Source organism: Streptomyces sp. S6, assembly GCF_054880855.1.
This window is the reverse complement of sequence record NZ_JBTYMC010000001.1, coordinates 14,767-31,019: the sequence shown is the minus strand read 5'-3', so window position 1 is coordinate 31,019 and position 16,253 is coordinate 14,767. Positions and strand designations below refer to the sequence as shown.

12 protein-coding genes are annotated in these 16,253 nt (G+C 69.5%); 4 read left to right on the top strand and 8 right to left on the bottom strand.

The genetic code is table 11. The annotated features are described in order from the left end of the window. Position 1 precedes the first annotated feature (1 nt). The 8 genes from ACVNF4_RS00125 to ACVNF4_RS00090 all read right to left on the bottom strand — a co-directional run bounded on the left by ACVNF4_RS00125 (position 2) and on the right by ACVNF4_RS00090 (position 10,745). The gene (locus tag ACVNF4_RS00125; protein ID WP_461800519.1) at positions 2 to 802 is read right to left on the bottom strand and encodes an ABC transporter permease; all 801 of its coding nucleotides are present in this window, start codon (positions 800 to 802) and stop codon (positions 2 to 4) included. Next, positions 799 to 1,797 (bottom strand): ABC transporter ATP-binding protein, encoded by a 999-nt coding sequence (locus tag ACVNF4_RS00120; protein WP_461800518.1) that lies wholly within the window; start codon positions 1,795 to 1,797, stop codon positions 799 to 801. The genes ACVNF4_RS00125 and ACVNF4_RS00120 overlap by 4 nt, the downstream gene beginning before the upstream one ends. 84 nt (positions 1,798 to 1,881) lie before the next feature. After that, positions 1,882 to 4,749: a glycoside hydrolase family 2 TIM barrel-domain containing protein gene (locus tag ACVNF4_RS00115; RefSeq protein ID WP_461800517.1), complete on the bottom strand. Its 2,868-nt coding sequence runs from the start codon at positions 4,747 to 4,749 to the stop codon at positions 1,882 to 1,884. A gap of 12 nt (positions 4,750 to 4,761) precedes the next feature. After that, on the bottom strand, positions 4,762 to 5,604 hold the full coding sequence (locus ACVNF4_RS00110; RefSeq protein ID WP_461800516.1) for a carbohydrate ABC transporter permease: 843 nt from the start codon (positions 5,602 to 5,604) through the stop codon (positions 4,762 to 4,764). Next, on the bottom strand, positions 5,601 to 6,569 hold the full coding sequence (locus tag ACVNF4_RS00105; protein ID WP_461800515.1) for a carbohydrate ABC transporter permease: 969 nt from the start codon (positions 6,567 to 6,569) through the stop codon (positions 5,601 to 5,603). The genes ACVNF4_RS00110 and ACVNF4_RS00105 overlap by 4 nt, the downstream gene beginning before the upstream one ends. Before the next feature lie 17 nt (positions 6,570 to 6,586). Next, on the bottom strand, positions 6,587 to 7,855 hold the full coding sequence (locus tag ACVNF4_RS00100; RefSeq protein ID WP_461800514.1) for an ABC transporter substrate-binding protein: 1,269 nt from the start codon (positions 7,853 to 7,855) through the stop codon (positions 6,587 to 6,589). A gap of 265 nt (positions 7,856 to 8,120) precedes the next feature. Further along, on the bottom strand, positions 8,121 to 9,365 hold the full coding sequence (locus ACVNF4_RS00095) for an ROK family protein (protein ID WP_461800513.1): 1,245 nt from the start codon (positions 9,363 to 9,365) through the stop codon (positions 8,121 to 8,123). A 135-nt stretch (positions 9,366 to 9,500) separates the two neighbouring features. Then, the gene (locus ACVNF4_RS00090) at positions 9,501 to 10,745 is read right to left on the bottom strand and encodes a D-arabinono-1,4-lactone oxidase (RefSeq protein ID WP_461800512.1); all 1,245 of its coding nucleotides are present in this window, start codon (positions 10,743 to 10,745) and stop codon (positions 9,501 to 9,503) included. Between the two features lie 146 nt (positions 10,746 to 10,891). On the opposite strand from ACVNF4_RS00090, the gene ACVNF4_RS00085 reads away from it, so the two are divergent. The 4 genes from ACVNF4_RS00085 to ACVNF4_RS00070 all read left to right on the top strand — a co-directional run bounded on the left by ACVNF4_RS00085 (position 10,892) and on the right by ACVNF4_RS00070 (position 16,235). Further along, positions 10,892 to 12,145: an MFS transporter gene (locus ACVNF4_RS00085; RefSeq protein WP_461800511.1), complete on the top strand. Its 1,254-nt coding sequence runs from the start codon at positions 10,892 to 10,894 to the stop codon at positions 12,143 to 12,145. A gap of 151 nt (positions 12,146 to 12,296) precedes the next feature. Beyond that, positions 12,297 to 13,616: a radical SAM protein gene (locus tag ACVNF4_RS00080; RefSeq protein ID WP_461800510.1), complete on the top strand. Its 1,320-nt coding sequence runs from the start codon at positions 12,297 to 12,299 to the stop codon at positions 13,614 to 13,616. A 275-nt stretch (positions 13,617 to 13,891) separates the two neighbouring features. Then, entirely contained in the window at positions 13,892 to 15,370 is a 1,479-nt protein-coding gene (locus tag ACVNF4_RS00075) for a cellulose binding domain-containing protein (protein ID WP_461800509.1), read from the top strand. 169 nt (positions 15,371 to 15,539) lie between these two features. Then, a complete protein-coding gene (locus ACVNF4_RS00070) occupies positions 15,540 to 16,235 on the top strand; it encodes a response regulator transcription factor (RefSeq protein WP_461800508.1) in 696 nt (231 codons plus the stop codon). Positions 16,236 to 16,253: the final 18 nt, after the last annotated feature.

Genomic DNA, 16,253 nt, shown 5'->3' with positions numbered 1-16,253 from the left:
ATCAGCCTCCTTGCGCGACGACCCTGCGGGCGGCACGCGCCCACAGGAACCGGGTCAACAGGGCGAGAGCGGCCACCCACCCCGCCTGCACGGCGAGTTGGAAGCCCGCGTCGGACAGCGGGATACGGCCGATGTACAGCGACAGCGGCACACTCAGCGTCGCCTGGAACGGCAGGTACGAGCTGAGCGTGACGAACCAGTCGGGGAAGAACCACAGCGGCGCGTACACCCCGGAGAGCAGGTTCTGCGCGAAGACCAGGATCAACAGAGCGGCCCCGTTGCGCAGCGCCCAGAAGCACCACTGGTCGATGACCAGCATGATGTAGTACAGCACCCACTGCCCGAGCAGCAGACTCAGCGCGAACACCCCGGCCACAGCGGCCGACTCGGGCGGATCGACGACGCCGACCGCGAGGCACACCCCGTACCCGGCCAACGCCCAGGTGAACCCGTACAGTTGCTCGCCCAGCGCCCGCAGCGCGTAGTACCGGCGGGGCGGCATCGGCCGCATCCACCAGTACACGATCGTCCCGAAGTGGACGTGCTGCTGGACGGTGTCCCGCCCCGAGTACTGGTCCAACTCCCGGATACGGGAGCTGAGTACGGCGAGCACCGCGTACGTCACCGCCTGCCCCCGGTCGAGCCCCGCGGTCGTCCCGGTCCGCGCGTACAGCCCGTGCCACAGCGACGCCACCAGCACGATCTGCACGGCCAGCCGCAGCAGCGCCCCCGTCATCCGGGGCGGCGTGGACAGCTCCCCGAGCGGGGTGACACGCGCCGCACGCCACGCGAACGAGCTCATCGGCCGTCCTCCGTGTGGACGTACGCGGCCCGCATGACGTCTTCGAGGTCGGCCTCGTCGAGCGCGACGTCCGTCACCTCGTACCGCTCGATGACCGCCTTCAGCGCCTGGTGGACGGTCGGCGCGTCCGGACCCTCGGGGCCGAACACCACGACAGGGCCCTCGTGTTCGACGACGGCTATGCCGCGCAGCGGCGTCACCTCGGTGTGCGGGTCCGCGAGCGTGGCCCGCACCTGCCAGGTCGAGCCGAACTTGCGCCGGATGTCCTCCAGCGGCCCGTCCAGCACCAGCCGCCCGTGGTTGATCAACACCACGCGCTCCGCGAGGCGTTCGACCTCCGTCATGTCGTGCGTCGTCAACAGGACGGTACGGCCCCGCTGTTCGACCTGGTACCGGAGGAACTCCCGCACCTGTTCCTTCACCACGACGTCCATGCCGATCGTCGGCTCGTCGAGGAACACCACGGCCGGGTCGTGCAGCAGCGCCGCCGCCAGGTCGCAGCGCACCCGCTGGCCCAGGGAGAGATGGCGGACCCGGGTGCTCCAGAACGACGACAGGTCGAGGAGTTCGTCGAACTCCTTGAGCCGCGCGGCGTGTTCGGCCTTGGGGACCTCGTAGATGTCCCGCAGGATCATGAACGACTCGCGCACCGGGAGATCCCACCACAGCTGGGTGCGCTGCCCGAACACCGCGCCGATGTTACGGGCGTTGCGCTCCCGCTCCCGGTAGGGGACGACGCCCGCGACCCTCGCCTCGCCCGAGGTGGGGGTGAGGATGCCGGTGAGCATCTTGATCGTCGTCGACTTGCCCGCGCCGTTCGGGCCCAGCAGCGCGAGGAGTTCACCCTCCGCGACGTCGAAGGTGATGTCCTGCACGGCGTGCTTGGCGACCCGCTCCGGGTCGACCAGCGAACGCAGGGCACCCGCGAAACCGGGCCGGCGGACGGTGGTGTGGAAGGTGCGGGACAGCCCGCGCACCTCGATGCTGCCGCTCACTCGATGAGCCTCCCTTGCAGGCGCACAGCCGAGGCCGGCCCGGAGGGTGCCGGGCCGGCCTCGGGAGAAAGAGTCAGAAAAGGATTACTCGGCTGCCGAGAACACGAACGAGAACTCGGCGGGCGCCGCCTCCAGCTCGTACTGCGGAAGCGGCCGGGGCCCGCACGCCTGCGTGCCCACGCCGTGTGTCGCGTGGTCCAGGTGTACCCACACCGTCTCGCCGGGCACCAGGTCGGTGCGGTGGCGGGCGGCGTCGAGCTGCTCGGTGGTCCAGCGGCGGGCCGTGAACCAGAACTCCGGGTCGCCCTCGACCTGGAGCCCGCCCAGCGTAGCCCTGCGGACATCGGCCCGCGAGCCGTTTTCCTGCGGGTACAGGTACGGCGTCTGGAGCGCGTCCACCGTCGACTGCCAGGCCCCGATCCGCGACGCCTCCCGGGTGTCCGGGTACGCCTCCAGCGGCCCGCCGCCGAACCAGCTCACGGCGTCCGTCGACCCCGGCAGCCCGAACCGCACACCGAGCCGGGGCAGCGGCACCGTCCACTTGCCCTCGGGCGTCACCGACACCGTCAGCTTCAGCCGCTCCCCGTCCGACGTCCACCGGTACACGGCGGCGAGCCCGACCTCGGCGGCGGCCGGCGCCACCCGGGTCCGCACGGTCAGCGCGTCCCCGTCCAACGACACGGCATCCAGCCGGTGTCGCATCCGGTGCAACCCCAACTTCCGCCACAGCTCGCTGTAGTTGATCCCGGTGACCCACTCGGTCCCGTTGTCGTTGTCGGTCGTCGCCCGCCACACGTCGAGCCGCAGCCCGCCCGTCACCGGCACCGAACCGATCGAAGTCAGCGCGCCCGTGCGGGAGTCGAAGACACCGGGGCCGACGGTGATCTCCCGCTCGCCGACGACCGGCGCGACGACCGCACCGAGCGAAGGCAACGCCCGCTCCGCAAGAGCGACTTGACCCCACGCGACCTCGTGGCCCGCAGCACCCCACAGGGTGTCGGCCGCCAATACGGCACGCACCGTCCACCCCGTCTCCGCACCAACTGGCGCCTCCGAAGGCACCGGCGGCAGCTTCACCTCCGCCGACGCACCGGCCGCGAGCGCGGGCACCTCCAGCGGACCGGACGCGACCTCCTCGCCGTCCACCTGGAACGCCCAGGAGAACGCGAACGCCGAAAGGTCCGCGAAATCCTGCTTGTTGGTGACCGTGACCGTGTCCGAACCGCCCGTGAAGGACACCGGCTCGATGACCTTCTTGAACTCAAGGAGGCCGGGGGAGGGCGTGCGGTCCGGGAAGATCAGGCCGTCGCAGACGAAGTTCCCGTCGTGCAGCTCCTCACCGAAGTCACCGCCGTACGCGTACCCGAACTCCTCGTGGACGATGCCGTGGTCGATCCACTCCCACACGAACCCGCCCTGAAGGCGGTCGTACTTCTCGAACAGCCGCTGGTAGTCGACGAGTCCACCCGGACCGTTGCCCATCGCGTGCGCGTACTCGCACTGGATGAAGGGGAGTTCACGCCGGTGATGCGCACCCCCGTCGAGGCGCTTGCCGATCTCCTCGGTCTCGCCGTGGAACGCGTACATCCGCGAGTAGACGTCGGTGTCGCGGCAGGACCAGTCGCCCTCGTAGTGCACGAGCCGCGAGGAGTCCCGGCCGTGGATCCACTCGGCCATCGTGGTCAGCCCGCGTCCGGTGCCCGCCTCGTTGCCGAGCGACCAGAAGACGATCGAGGGGTGGTTCTTGTCGCGCTCGACCATCCGCTCGGCCCGGTCGAGCAGGGCCGGGGTCCAGCGGTCGTCGTCGACGGGGTTGTCCCGCCACTGCTGCTCGACGAAGCCGTGCGTCTCCAGGTCGCACTCGTCGATCACCCACAGGCCGTACTCGTCGCACAGGTCGAGGAACGCCGGGTGCGGCGGGTAGTGGGAGGTGCGCACGGCGTTGATGTTGTGCCGCTTCATCAGCAGCACGTCCTCACGCATCGTCTCCAGGTCGAGCGCGCGGCCCCGCTCGGGGTGCCACTCGTGCCGGTTGACGCCCTTGAAGAGGATCGGCGTCCCGTTGACCTTGATCAGACCGTCGTCCAGGGCGACCGTCCGGAACCCGATCCGCAGCGGGACGCGCTCACCGGCGGTGGCCAGGACGGCGTCGTACAGGCGGGGCGTCTCGGCGGTCCACGGCTCCACGGCGACAGACGCCGGGGAACCGGTCTCGATGTCCAGGCCCAGCTCCGGGACGGTCACCCGGCCGGGGACGTCCGAGTCGACGCGCAGGGTGCCGGTGCCGGTGACGTGGTCGTAGGAAGCGGTTACGGCAAAGTCCCGGACCGCGTTCTCGGGGCGGTGCAGGAGGGTGACGTCACGGAAGATGCCCGGGAGCCACCACTGGTCCTGGTCCTCCAGGTAGGAGCCCGCGGACCACTGGTGGACGCGGACCGCGACAACGTTGCCTTCGGGCCGCAGCAGCGCCCCCACCGAGAACTCGTGCGCGTTGCGGGAACCCTTGAACTCGCCGAGCTCCGTGCCGTTCAGCCAGACGCGGGCGCAGGACTCCACGCCGTCGAAACGCAGGAGTACGTCTCCGCCGGCCGGCCAGTCGGCGGGCAGGTCGAAGACGCGGAGGTGGTCGCCCGTCGGGTTCTCCGTCGGCACGTGCGGCGGGTCGACCGGGAACGGGTACTGGACGTTCGTGTAGATGGGGGCGCCGTGGCCCTGGAGGACCCAGTGCCCGGGGACCGAGACCTCCGCCCACCCCCCGGCGTCGTATCCCGGCGCCGCGAACGTGTCGTCCTCGGCGCCGGCCGTGGCCGAGAGCCTGAACAGCCAGGGGCCGTTCAGGGACAGCGTGGCCGCGTCCGACGACGGATACCAGGCCCGTGGCGGGAGCGCCCCGCGGCCCGGTGCGACGTCCTCGACGTAGTCGACGTCCGTGGAGGTGGTGCGGAAAGACATCGGTCTCCTAGCTCAGCCCTTGATGCCCGTCTGTGCGATCCCCTGCACCAGCCAGCGTTGCAGGAAGAGGAAGACGAACACCAGCGGGAGGATCGACACGGCCGTGGCCATGAAGATCAGGTGGTAGTTCACGGTCTGGTTGGTCATGTACGAGGACAGCGCGACCTGCACCGTCCACGAACTGGGATCCTGCCCGATGACCAGGGGCCAGAGGAAGGAGTTCCAGCCGTTGATGAACGTGATGGTCGCCATGGCCGCGAAGAAGTTCAGCGAGTTCGGCACCACGACACGCCAGTACGCGCCCCAGTAGCCGAGCCCGTCCACCCGCGCCGCCTCCTCCAGCTCCTTGGGGAATCCCAGGAAGTACTGCCGGAACAGGAAGCAGGTGAAACCACTGAACAGCCCCGGAACGATGAGACCTCGGTAAGAGTCCACCCAGCCGAGGGACGACACGAGGACGAAACTGGGCACGAAGGTGACGGCCGTCGGAACCATCAGTGTCGCGAGGACGACATAGAACACCTTGTTGGCGTGCTTGTACGGGATCCGCGCGAGGCCGTACCCGGCCAGCGAGCACACCAGCAGGATGCCGCTCGTCGACAGGACGGCGACGACCGCCGAGTTCCACAGCGACTGCGCGAAGTCGACCGTCGGGTCGTCGAACAGCTCGCTGATGTTGGACCACTGGATGCTGGTCGGGAACCACTTCCAGTTCTCGCCGGTGATCTCCTGGTCCGTCATCAGCGCGTTGCGGACGATCAGGTAGAACGGGACCAGGAAGAGGAGTGCGGCGACGGACGTCGCGACGTAGAGACCGGTGTTGCCGAGGACAGAGCCGCTCTTGCGCTTGCTCACTTCGACTCCTCCCCCCTTCCGAAGCCCATGATCTTGCCCTGGACGAGCGTGACGGCGCAGATCAGCAGGGTGAGGACGACCGCGCCCGCGCTGCCGACGCCGTAGTTCTGGTTCTCACCGAGCGCCATCTTGTAGAGCTCCACCAGCGGCGGCTGACCCCAGGTGGCCTTGGACAGCAGGTTGAAGAACTCGTCGAACGCTTGGTAGGCAGCGATCAGCAGGAGCAGGATCACGGCCGTCGAGGTGGCCCTGAGCTGCGGCAACGTGATGTAGCGGAACGTCTGCCAGCCCGGCTTGGCGCCGTCGATCGCCGCCGCCTCGTACAGCTCCTTCGGGATGTTCTGGAGCGCCGCGATGAACAGGATCATGTAGAACCCCGACTGGAGCCACAGTCGTACGGTGATGATGACCAGCCAGTACCACGGCGGGTCGGGGCTGGCGAGCCAGGCGATGTTGTCGACGCCGAACCAGCCGATGACCGTGTTGGCGAGGCCGAAGCGGACGCCGTTGAACAGGGACATCTTCCAGATCAGCGAGGCGGCGACGTAGCTCACCGCGGTCGGCAGGAAGAACGCCGAGCGGAAGAACGCCCGCATGAACCTCGTCCGGTTCACCAGCAGCGCGAGCCCCAGCGAGACCGCCCAGGTGAGCGGCACGATGAACGCGGCGAAGACGGTGAACGTGACCAGGGAGTTGCGGAAGTCGACGTCCGTCAGGATCTGCTTGTAGTTGTCGAAGCCGACGAAATCGCTCGGCGTGACGGTGAAGCGTGCCTCGAAGAAGCTGAGCCACAGGCTCCAGCCGATCGGCACGAAGACGAAGATCACCAGGCCGATCAGGAAGGGCCCGGTGAAGAGCCAGAAGTTGGCGGTGGGGGAGGCGGCCAGCCCCCGCCTCGGCCGCCGGCCCGAAGGGGCCGGGACCGGGGCGGAGGAGGCGGCCTGCCGCGTCGTGGTGGTCGACATGTCGAGTTCCCGGCGGCTTATCCGAAGAGCTTCTTGAGCTCGGCGTCGACCTTCTTCTGAGCGGCGTCGAGCTGGGCCTTCGGGTCGTCGCCCTTGCGGATGGAGTTGGCGGTCACGTCGTTGATCGCGGAGATCATCGCCTGCGTCCAGCCGATGTTGTCGAAGTGCCCGAACTCGTTGAAGAGTTTGACGCCCTCAAGGGGCAGCCCCGACTTCAGCTTCGTGGCGCTCTGCGCGAGCGAGGTGCGCGGCGGGATGTGGAAGCCGTAGGAGGTCGCGAAGTCCTCCTGGTACTCCTTCTGGTCGAGCCACAGCCACTTCACGTACTCCTTGGCCGCCTCGACGTTCTTGCCCTTGGCGTTGACGAACATCGACCAGCCGCCGTTGACGACGGACTGCTTGCCGGCCGCGCCGACCTTCGGGAACGGGAAGATGCCGATGTCGTCGCCGAGCGCCTTCTGCATGACCGGCATCGCCCACATGCCGCACCACTGGATCGCCGTCAGGCCCTGTGTGAACGCCGACGGGTCCCACCAGTCGGTCGGGGCGCCGAGCAGCAGGTTGCCGCTGGTGAACAGCCCGCGCAGCTGCTTGAAGCCGGCCGCGACCGCGTCGGTGTTGAACGCCGGCTTGTTGTCGGCGGTCAGCGTGTCCGCGCCGGCCGACCAGATCAGCGGGTTCTGGACCGGGGTCAGGTCGTTGCCCAGGTAGGCGCCTTTGACCTTGCTGGTGGTGAGCGCCTTCGACGCCTCTATCAGCTCCTCCAGCGTCGTCGGGACCTGGATCTTCGCCTTCTCGAACATCGAGGGGCGGTAGAAGAAGAACTGCGGGTCGTCGATCATGCGGACGCCGTAGATCTTGCCGTCGACCGTGTGCGAGGTGATGTCGGCCTGGTTGAAGTCGCTCTTGACCGGCGCGATGATGTCGGTCAGGTCGGCCACTTGACCGCTCTTGACGAGCTGGATCTGCGGGTGGAACTCGAAGACGTCGGGCGCGTTGTCGGTGAGCAGCGCGGCGAACAGCTTCTGCTCGAAGTTGGAGCCGGTGATCCACTGCGTGGAGACGTTGGCCCCCTTGTACGCCTTCGCGTACTTCTTCACCGCCGCCTCGACGCCGTCCTCGCCGTACGCGTGGAAGTACTGGACGAGGTTCTTGCCCGAACCGGAACCCCCGCCGCTACGCCCGTTGTTGCCGCCGCACGCGGCCAGCCCGCCGGTGGCGGCCAGGCCCATCGCGGCCCGCAGGACGGATCGACGATTCCAGTTGCTCATGCTCGATGCCGACATGCCTGACGTCCTTGTCTTGAGTGCGGCTGCGACACAACGGCTCCGGCACTGTGGCTCGAAAGCGCTGCGGAGCGGGACGTTAACCTTCGGCTAAGGCTTCGGCAAGGGGTTGAACAAAGTCTGTTCGAAGCGTTGCGACTGTTCGGTATCACGAACGGTCGGGTGGGGGAGGGGAGTTGCGGACCGCCGACGCGAGCCACCGCAAGGCTCATTCAGGACTGACGGCCCGTCAACAAGCCGGTGGCCGCGGTCGGTTCGGTGTTCGTCACGAAGGCGGTGCGGTACGGCTCCGTGCTTTGGCGGTGCGCTTGTTTCCGGCCTGCCCCACGGACTGCAACGTGCCCTCCAGGGCGAGGGTCGCCGCGCCCATGCAGACCGAGTCGGTGAGGATCGGGGACAGGACGATCCGGGTGGCGGCCAGCGGCCGTTTCAGGGCGTGCCGGGCCACGGCCTCGCGCACCTCGCGCAGCAGGGGTTCACCGAGCCGGATAGCGACCCAGCTGCCCAGCACGACGACCTCGGGGTTCAGGACGTTCACCAGATCGGCGACGGCCGCACCGAGGTAACGGGCCAGATCCCGGACGACCTTGACGGCCTCGGGGTTCCCCTCGGCGAGCCCCTCGGCGACGGCGTCGATCGTCGCGGACTGGTCCCCGGGGTGCAGCAGCGGGCTGCGCGGACTCGACTCCCTGATGTTCTGCATGATTCCGGGAGCGCCGACGTACGTCTCCACGCAGCCGTGATTGCCGCAGTGGCAGAGCCGGCCGTCCAGCACCAGCGTGGAGTGCCCCCACTCCCCGGCGCTGGAACTGACCCCCCGGTGCACCGCGCCGCCCAGGATCAGCCCGGCACCCACCCCGGTGCCGAGGATCAGCACGACGGCGTCCCCGTACCCGCGCGCCCCGCCGAACCACAGCTCGGCGACAGCGCAGGCGCGCAGCGGGTTGTCCAAGTACAGGGGGTACGGGATGTGTTCGGCGAGCAGGTCGAGCAACGGCACGTCCCGCCAGGCCCAGTTGGGCGCGTACTCGGAGACGCCGGTCGCCCGGTCCACCTGCCCCGGCATGCTCACCCCGACGCCCAGCACCCGGACCGGCTCCACGCCGGCCTGTGCGACGACCGAGCGGGTCGTCGCCACGACATGGGCGACGACCTCCTCGGGGCTGCTCTGCCCCGGCCGCATCCGCTCCTCGGCGCGGGCCAGCACGTTCAGGCCCAGGTCGTACAGCTCGGCATAGACGTACGTCTCCGCGATGTCGACGCCGATCAGCGCGCCGCCCGAGGCGTGCACGGCGACCAGGCCGCGCGGTCGGCCGCCCGCCGAGTCCTCGAAGCCGACCTCCGTGATCATGCGGAGGTCGAGCAGCTCGCCGACGAGGGTCGCGACCGTCGCGAGGCTGAGGCCGGTCGCGGCGGCCAGCTCCTGCCGGGAGGTGGGGGAGCGGGCGATGATCTGGCGCAGCACCTCGTACCGGTTCGCGGTACGGATGTCACGTGATGTTCGCTTCACCGGAGTCGCCCCCATCCCTTCCACCCGCGCCGAAGCAGCGTCGCTCCGGCGCCGCGCCAGGCTATGGCGGTGTCCGGCCATTCGACAAGGGTTCGGAAAGGGGGTTTATGAAGTCGGTTCCCGTGGTGTGCGGGCTCAGTCGCCGAGCACCTCGCGGACGAACGCGTTCGTGAACTTCCCGGCCGGGTCCAGGTCGTGGACGAGGGCGCGGAAGCGGTCCAGTTCCGGGTAGCGCTCGCGCAGGACGGCGGGGGCGGTGGTGGAGACCTTGCCCCAGTGCGGGCGCGCGCCGAATCCGTCGAGAGCGCTCTCGACCGTGCGGACCACGGGGAGCACCGCGTCGGTGTCGGCGATCCAGGTGAAGTGCAGGGCCACCGAGTCGCGGCCGTACGCCGGGCTCAGCCACTGCTCGTCGGCCGCGACGGTCCGTACCTCGCAGGTCTGGAGAACGCCGGAAACCGCTTCCCGGACGTTTCCGAGTGCACTCAGCGCGGCCATGGCGTGCTCGCGGGGGAGCAGGTACTCCGACTGGAGTTCGTCGCCGCTGCTCGGGGTGAACTCGGCCTTGAAATGCGGGAGTCGCTCGTGCCAGGGGCCCGGGACGCCGAACTGCTCCGTGCAGTTCATGCCGGGCATCCCCGGCACCGGGTGCAGCTTCTCGACGGCCGGGGTCGCCCACGGGAACCCCGCGTACGGCTCGTCCGTCCGCCGCTTCACCCACACCTGCCGGAACCCCGGCTCCCGCCAGTCCGTGAACAGACTCACGCTGTACGCGGCCCCGGCCACCGCCTCGAAGTCCAGCCCCTCCAGGGGGAGTTCGGTGAACGTGTACTGCTCCACCTCGTACCCCGGCTCCAGGTCGAGCGTCAGCGCGACGACGACACCGAGGGCGCCGAGCGAGGTGACGGCGCCGGGGAAGCGGGGGTCGTCCCGGCCGATGTCGACGAACTCCCCGGCGGCGGTGAGGAGATGGACCTCGCGGACGGCCGCCGCGAGCGGGCCGTTGGCCACCCCCGACCCGTGCGTGCCGGTGGCGACCGAGCCGGCCACGGAAATGTGCGGCAGGGACGCCATGTTGGGCAGCGCGAGGCCGGACTCGTGTACGCGCCGGGCGAGTTCGGCGTACCGCACCCCGCCGCCGACCCGGACGGTCCGCCGCTCCGCGTCGACCTCGACCTCGGCGGGGAGCGCGCCCAGCGACAGGAGCGCGCCCTCGCCGCCGGGTTCCGCGATCCGGTTGAAGGAATGTCCGCTGCCCAGGACACGCACCCTGTCATGCTCCGCGACAGCCTTGCGCAACGCCTCGGGGGTGTCCGGGCGGAGCACCTCCCGAGCCGCAAAGCTGATGTTGCCCGCCCAGTTGGTCACGCTCGCGGTCATACGGTCGTCCTTCCGGCTTCCGAGGGGATGCGGGTGAAACCTACCTCGTAACCGCTTGTGGAGGGCTTGTTGCATATAGCTTGCACCTGCGAGTAACAAGCCTCAAGATGTTCGGGTCCTTACATCGACACGTGATGGGGAGCCCTGTGCCCCGACTACTCCCGGATCCCGGCCCTCGGCGCGTCCTCGCCCTCTCCAACCTCGTCTACACCCTCGGCAGCGGCCTCTATCTCACCGCCGGAGTCCTCTACTTCACCGAGGCCGCCGGCCTCCCGCCGGGACAGGTCGCTCTGGGACTGGCCCTCGCCGGGTTCCTCGCCCTCGGCGCCGGTGTCGTCGTCGGGCGGCTCGCCGACCGGTTCGGGGCGCGCGGGGTGTACGCCGTGACGCTGGTCGTGCAGGCGGCGGCGACCGCCGGGTTCCTCGCCGCCGACTCGTTCGCCGCGTTCGTCGTCGCCGTGTCCCTCGCGGGTGGGGCGAAGGCGGCCGGGATCGCCGCGCGGTCCCCGTTGATCCGGGCGTTCGGCGGGGAACGGCCGCAGGAGTTCCGGGCGTATCTGCGGGCCGTGACGAACGTGGGGATCTCGGTGGGGGCCGTCGGGGCGGGGTGGGTGGTGCAGGTAGGGAGTGTCGGGGCGTATCAACTGCTCGTCGTGGCCAATGCGTTGGCGCTCGTGGGGTCGGCCGTCGTGCTGGTCCGGCTGCCGGCGGCTGCTCACGCCGGTACACCGGAGCGCGGCCCGCGCCGGACCGCGTTGCGCGACCGGCGGTACCTGCTCGTCACCGCTCTCGACGGGGTGATGGCCGTCCAGTTCAAGGTGCTCACGGTGGCGCTGCCGCTGTGGCTGATCGGGGCGACCGACGCTCCGCACTGGCTGGTGGGCGCCTCGATGGTGATCGCGACGGTGATCGTCGTGGTGTTTCAGGTGCGGGCGAGCCGGGGGATCGACACGCCGAGGGCCGGGGGAATGGCGTACCGGCGGTCGGGGGTGGCGTTTCTGGTGGCGTGCGTGATCATTTCCATGGCGTCCGGAGTTCCGGGGTGGATCGCGGGGGGCTTGATCATTTCCGGGGTGGTGGTGCACACCGTCGGTGAACTGTGGCATTCCGCCGCCGGATTCGAGGTGTCGTTCGCGTTGGCGCCGGAGCGGGCCACCGGGGAGTATCTGGGGGTGTTCGGGCTCGGTGCGGGGATCGCCGAGGCGGTGGGGCCGGGGCTGGTGATCGCGTTGTGCGTTTCGTGGGGGAGGGCGGGGTGGATCGTTCTCGGGGTGATGTTCGCGGTCACCGGAATGCTGGCGCCGTGGATTGTCGGCGGCGGGAAATCGGGGGGAAAGCGGTACCGGGAAATTTTCGGGGCGGGGCGCGGAGCGTCGTCAGAAAAAGCGGCGGAGAGCTGAGCGGCGTCGGGGAAAGAGGTGTGTGGCTGATGAAAACGCTTGCTGGGAAATATTCCCCACGCCGTAAAGGCACCCCGCCCCCACCCCACCCCCGCCGGGGGCATACCGTGAGGAGTCGTACGTGTGAAGTGTGTGTGAGGGAGATGACGGGATGGGCAGCCGGACCGCGCTGGTCGAGGATCTGATGGAGCGGTTCCCGGGGGTGCCGCGGGAAGCCGTTTTCAAGGAGGACCTGCTGCGCGGGGGAGTGGCGTTCGACCCCTCCGCGCTGAGTGACAACGAGGGCGGGGAGGTGAAGCCGAAGTCGTACTTCATCTTCTCGTTCGACCACGGGACCCTGCCCGAGCTGGGTGAAGCCGCGCTCAGGAGGCCCCCGGAGGAGATCATCCTGACCGGCGGCCCCTACGACCTGAGGCGTACGGTCGTCTCCGTACGGGTCAACCCCGCCTCCCCCTACCGGGTCGCGGCCGACGACTCGGGGATGCTCGGCCTCTACCTGGACGGCAAGCGGATCGCGGACGTCGGGGTACCCCCGATGCCGGAGTACTACCGGCACAAGCTCTCCAACGGGAAGTCCGTGATGGAGGTGGCCCCCACGATCCAGTGGGGCTACCTGATCTACCTCACCGTCTTCCGGGTCTGCCAGTACTTCGGCGCCAAGGAGGAGTGCCAGTACTGCGACATCAACCACAACTGGCGCCAGCACAAGGCGGCGGGCCGCCCGTACACCGGCGTCAAGGACGTCGAGGAGGTCCTGGAGGCGCTGGAGATCATCGACCGGTACGACACGGCGAAGGCGTCCACCGCCTACACGCTGACCGGCGGCGCGATCACCAAGACCGTCTCGGGCCGCGACGAGGCCGACTTCTACGGCCACTACGCCAAGGCCATCGAGGAGCGCTTCCCGGGCCGCTGGATCGGCAAGGTCGTCGCTCAGGCGCTGCCGAAGGACGACGTCCAGCGCTTCAAGGACTACGGGGTGCAGATCTACCACCCCAACTACGAGGTGTGGGACGAGTACCTCTTCAAGATGTACTGCCCCGGCAAGGAGCGGTACGTCGGCCGCGACGAGTGGCACCGCCGCATCCTGGACTCCGCGGAGATCTTCGGCGCCCGCAACGTGATCCCCAACTTCGTCGCCGGCGTCGAGATGGCCGAGCCGTTCGGCTTCAAGACCGTCGACGAGGCCATCGCCTCCACCACCGAGGGCCTGCGCTTCTTCATGTCGAAGGGCATCACGCCCCGGTTCACCACCTGGTGCCCCGAGCCGACCACCCCGCTCGGCAAGGCCAACCCGGCGGGCGCCCCGCTGGAGTACCACATCCGTCTCCTCCAGGCGTACCGGCAGACCATGGAGGACTTCGGCCTCTCCTCCCCGCCCGGCTACGGCGAGCCCGGCCCCGGCCGCGCCGTCTTCTCCGTCAGCTCCTTCATGGACAGCCTCCCGGCCAACGACGAGGCGGCCGTCTGAGCCGGATGTGTAACGGATAGGGAACGAGCTGAGCGCGAGCGCCGCCGGCCCCGTATGAAGGACCGAAGTCGGGTCTCTCGTACGGGGCCGGACGCGTTTCACGTCAAGGCGCTTTGTCGATGTTCGGGCGAAGTGCCAACGTTCCGCCGCCACTTTTGAATACCGCGCTTGTCAGTTGTGCGCATGACGTGAAAAGCTTCGGCCCTGCCGCGAGACTCCCCCCAACTCCATTACAGCTATGGTGAGTTGACCTCGCATTCGAATGCAGGAGACCCATGCCCGACCTGCCGACCCCGAAGGACGCCGCGGAAGCCGCGCTGTTCTCCGAGTGCTGGGACGCCGTCCTTTCGTACGCCGACCTGTGCACGGCCGGCTCGACAGCCGCCCACCAGTTGGCCCGTGAGGCGTTCGCCCTCGGCATCCGTGAGGCACGGGCCGCCGAGGACGGCACCCGAAGCATAGGCCGCCGCGCCGCACGGCTGCCCCGCATACCCCTGCTGCTGACGGCCGTCCGCACCTCGGCGGCCGGCTGGGAGGCCGGCGGGAACGGCCACCGCCTCGACCCCGACCTGCGCCTGTGGCTCAACTCGGACAAAGCCGCCCGCTACACCGGCCCGCCGCTGACCCGCCCCGTCGCCCTGCGCGGCCTGCGCGACATGCAGGAGCCGGACGCCGCCCTGCTGTGGCTCGCCGAGGTCGAGGCGCTGCCGCTGCGCGCCGTCGCCCGCAGGCTCGGCCTCGACCCGCAGGACGCCGCCGAGCAACTCAATGAAGTACGCGGCCTGTTCAGGGACCGCTGCCACCGCAACCACCTCGACACCCCGCTCGACGCGGAGTGCCGCTCCTACGTCCGCCTCCTCGACGCGGTCACCCGCTCGCCGGGCGCCGACGCGCCCGAGGACCTCTCCCGCCACCTCGCGTTCTGCGTCGAGTGCGCCGAGGCCGCCGCGTGTCTGCGGCTGCACGGCGGCGGACTGCCCGCCGCTCTCGCGGGCGGTGTCATCGGCTGGGGCGGCCTCGCCTACCTGGAGCGCCGCCGGCGTGCCGCGGAGGTACGGCTCGGCGCCGGACGGCCCGACCTGATCGACCCGGAGAGCGAGGCCGCCAGGCTTGCCGCGGCCAAGGCGAAGGCGCTGCGCGGCGGGCTCCTCGTGGCCGCCGTCCTGGTGTCGGTCCTGGCGCTCGGCGTGTCCCTGATGCCGTTCGGCGGCAGCGACACGCGGGGCGAGAGCGCCTCGCGCGGCACGCCGACCGACTCCACGCCGGTCGTCGGGGGTGTCCCCTCCTTCGAGACACCCACGACGAAGTCGGACGACCGTCCCTCGCCGACCGGCGGCGGGCGCACCGACCCGGAACCGCAGGGGACCCCGTCGGCCACGGCGAGCGAGTCGCCGGACGCCTCCGAGGGGCCGACCGGCTCGGCCTCCTCCCCCGAGGGCGACGGAGCGCTGTGCGCGGTCACCTACGACCTCGTCAACCAGTGGCCCGACGGTTTCCAGGCGACCGTCACCGTGACGACCGTCGAGAAGCTCACCGACTGGCACGTCTCCTGGTCCTTCAAGGACGGCCAGCACGTCGACCAGATGTGGGACGCGTCCGTCGCGCAGATGGGCTCGCGGGTCATCGCGACCGCCGCCGACTACAACAAGTCGGTCGCCGCGAACGGCACCCTGTCCTTTGGGTTCCTCGCCTCCTGGCAGGGCAAGAACACGGCACCCTTCGGGTTCACGCTGAACGGACACCCCTGCGACTAGGGGGGAAGGTGAAGTGCCCCGGGCCTCCACGGGGCCGGGGTTTTCCCACGTACTGGGATATGCCAGCGGCAAGTTCAGTTACTCACCGGTATGTGTGACGATACGTTCCGTAGAGGTTGATGACTCAAGCACCCTCGCGTGAGTCTCACTGTGGACTAAGGAACAGGACATGACCACTCCTGTCTCCGCACGCCTCCTCGTCGTCGACGCCGAGGACAGCGTCCGGGGCATGCTCGCCATGGCGCTGGAGTTCGCCGGATTCCGGGTCACCGTCGCCTCGACCGGCCGTCAGGCACTGGAACTGATCGCGCGCGGGCAGCCCGACCTCGTCCTGCTCGACATCCGCCTCCCCGACATCGACGGCTTCCAGGTCTGCCGCATGCTGCGCGCCCGCGGCGTCACCGTGCCCGTCCTCTTCCTCGCCGGACGCGGCGGGATCGACGACCTCGTCCGCGGCCTCGACCTCGGCGGCGACGACTTCGTCGCCAAACCCTTCGAGCTGCGGGAAGTCACCGCACGCGTACGGGCGTTGCTGCGCCGCAGCGGAGTGAGGGCCGCCCCCGCGGGGCCGAGCCGGCTCAGCGCCGGGGAGGTCGAGATGGACCTCGACGCCCACCAGGTCCGCGTCTGCGGACGGCCGCTGGAACTCACCGGCACCGAATTCGCCCTGCTGCGCTGCCTGCTGGAGAACCCCGGCCGGGTGCTCACCCGGGAGCAGCTCCAGGAGCAGGTGTGGCAGCGGCGGACCGAGGGGTCGGGGAACGTCGAGACGTACGTCTACTACCTGCGCCGCAAGCTGGGGGACCCGGGCCACACGCTGATCAGGACGGTACGGGGTGTCGGGTACCGGCTCTGCGCCGACTGACCACCGCTACCGGGGAGT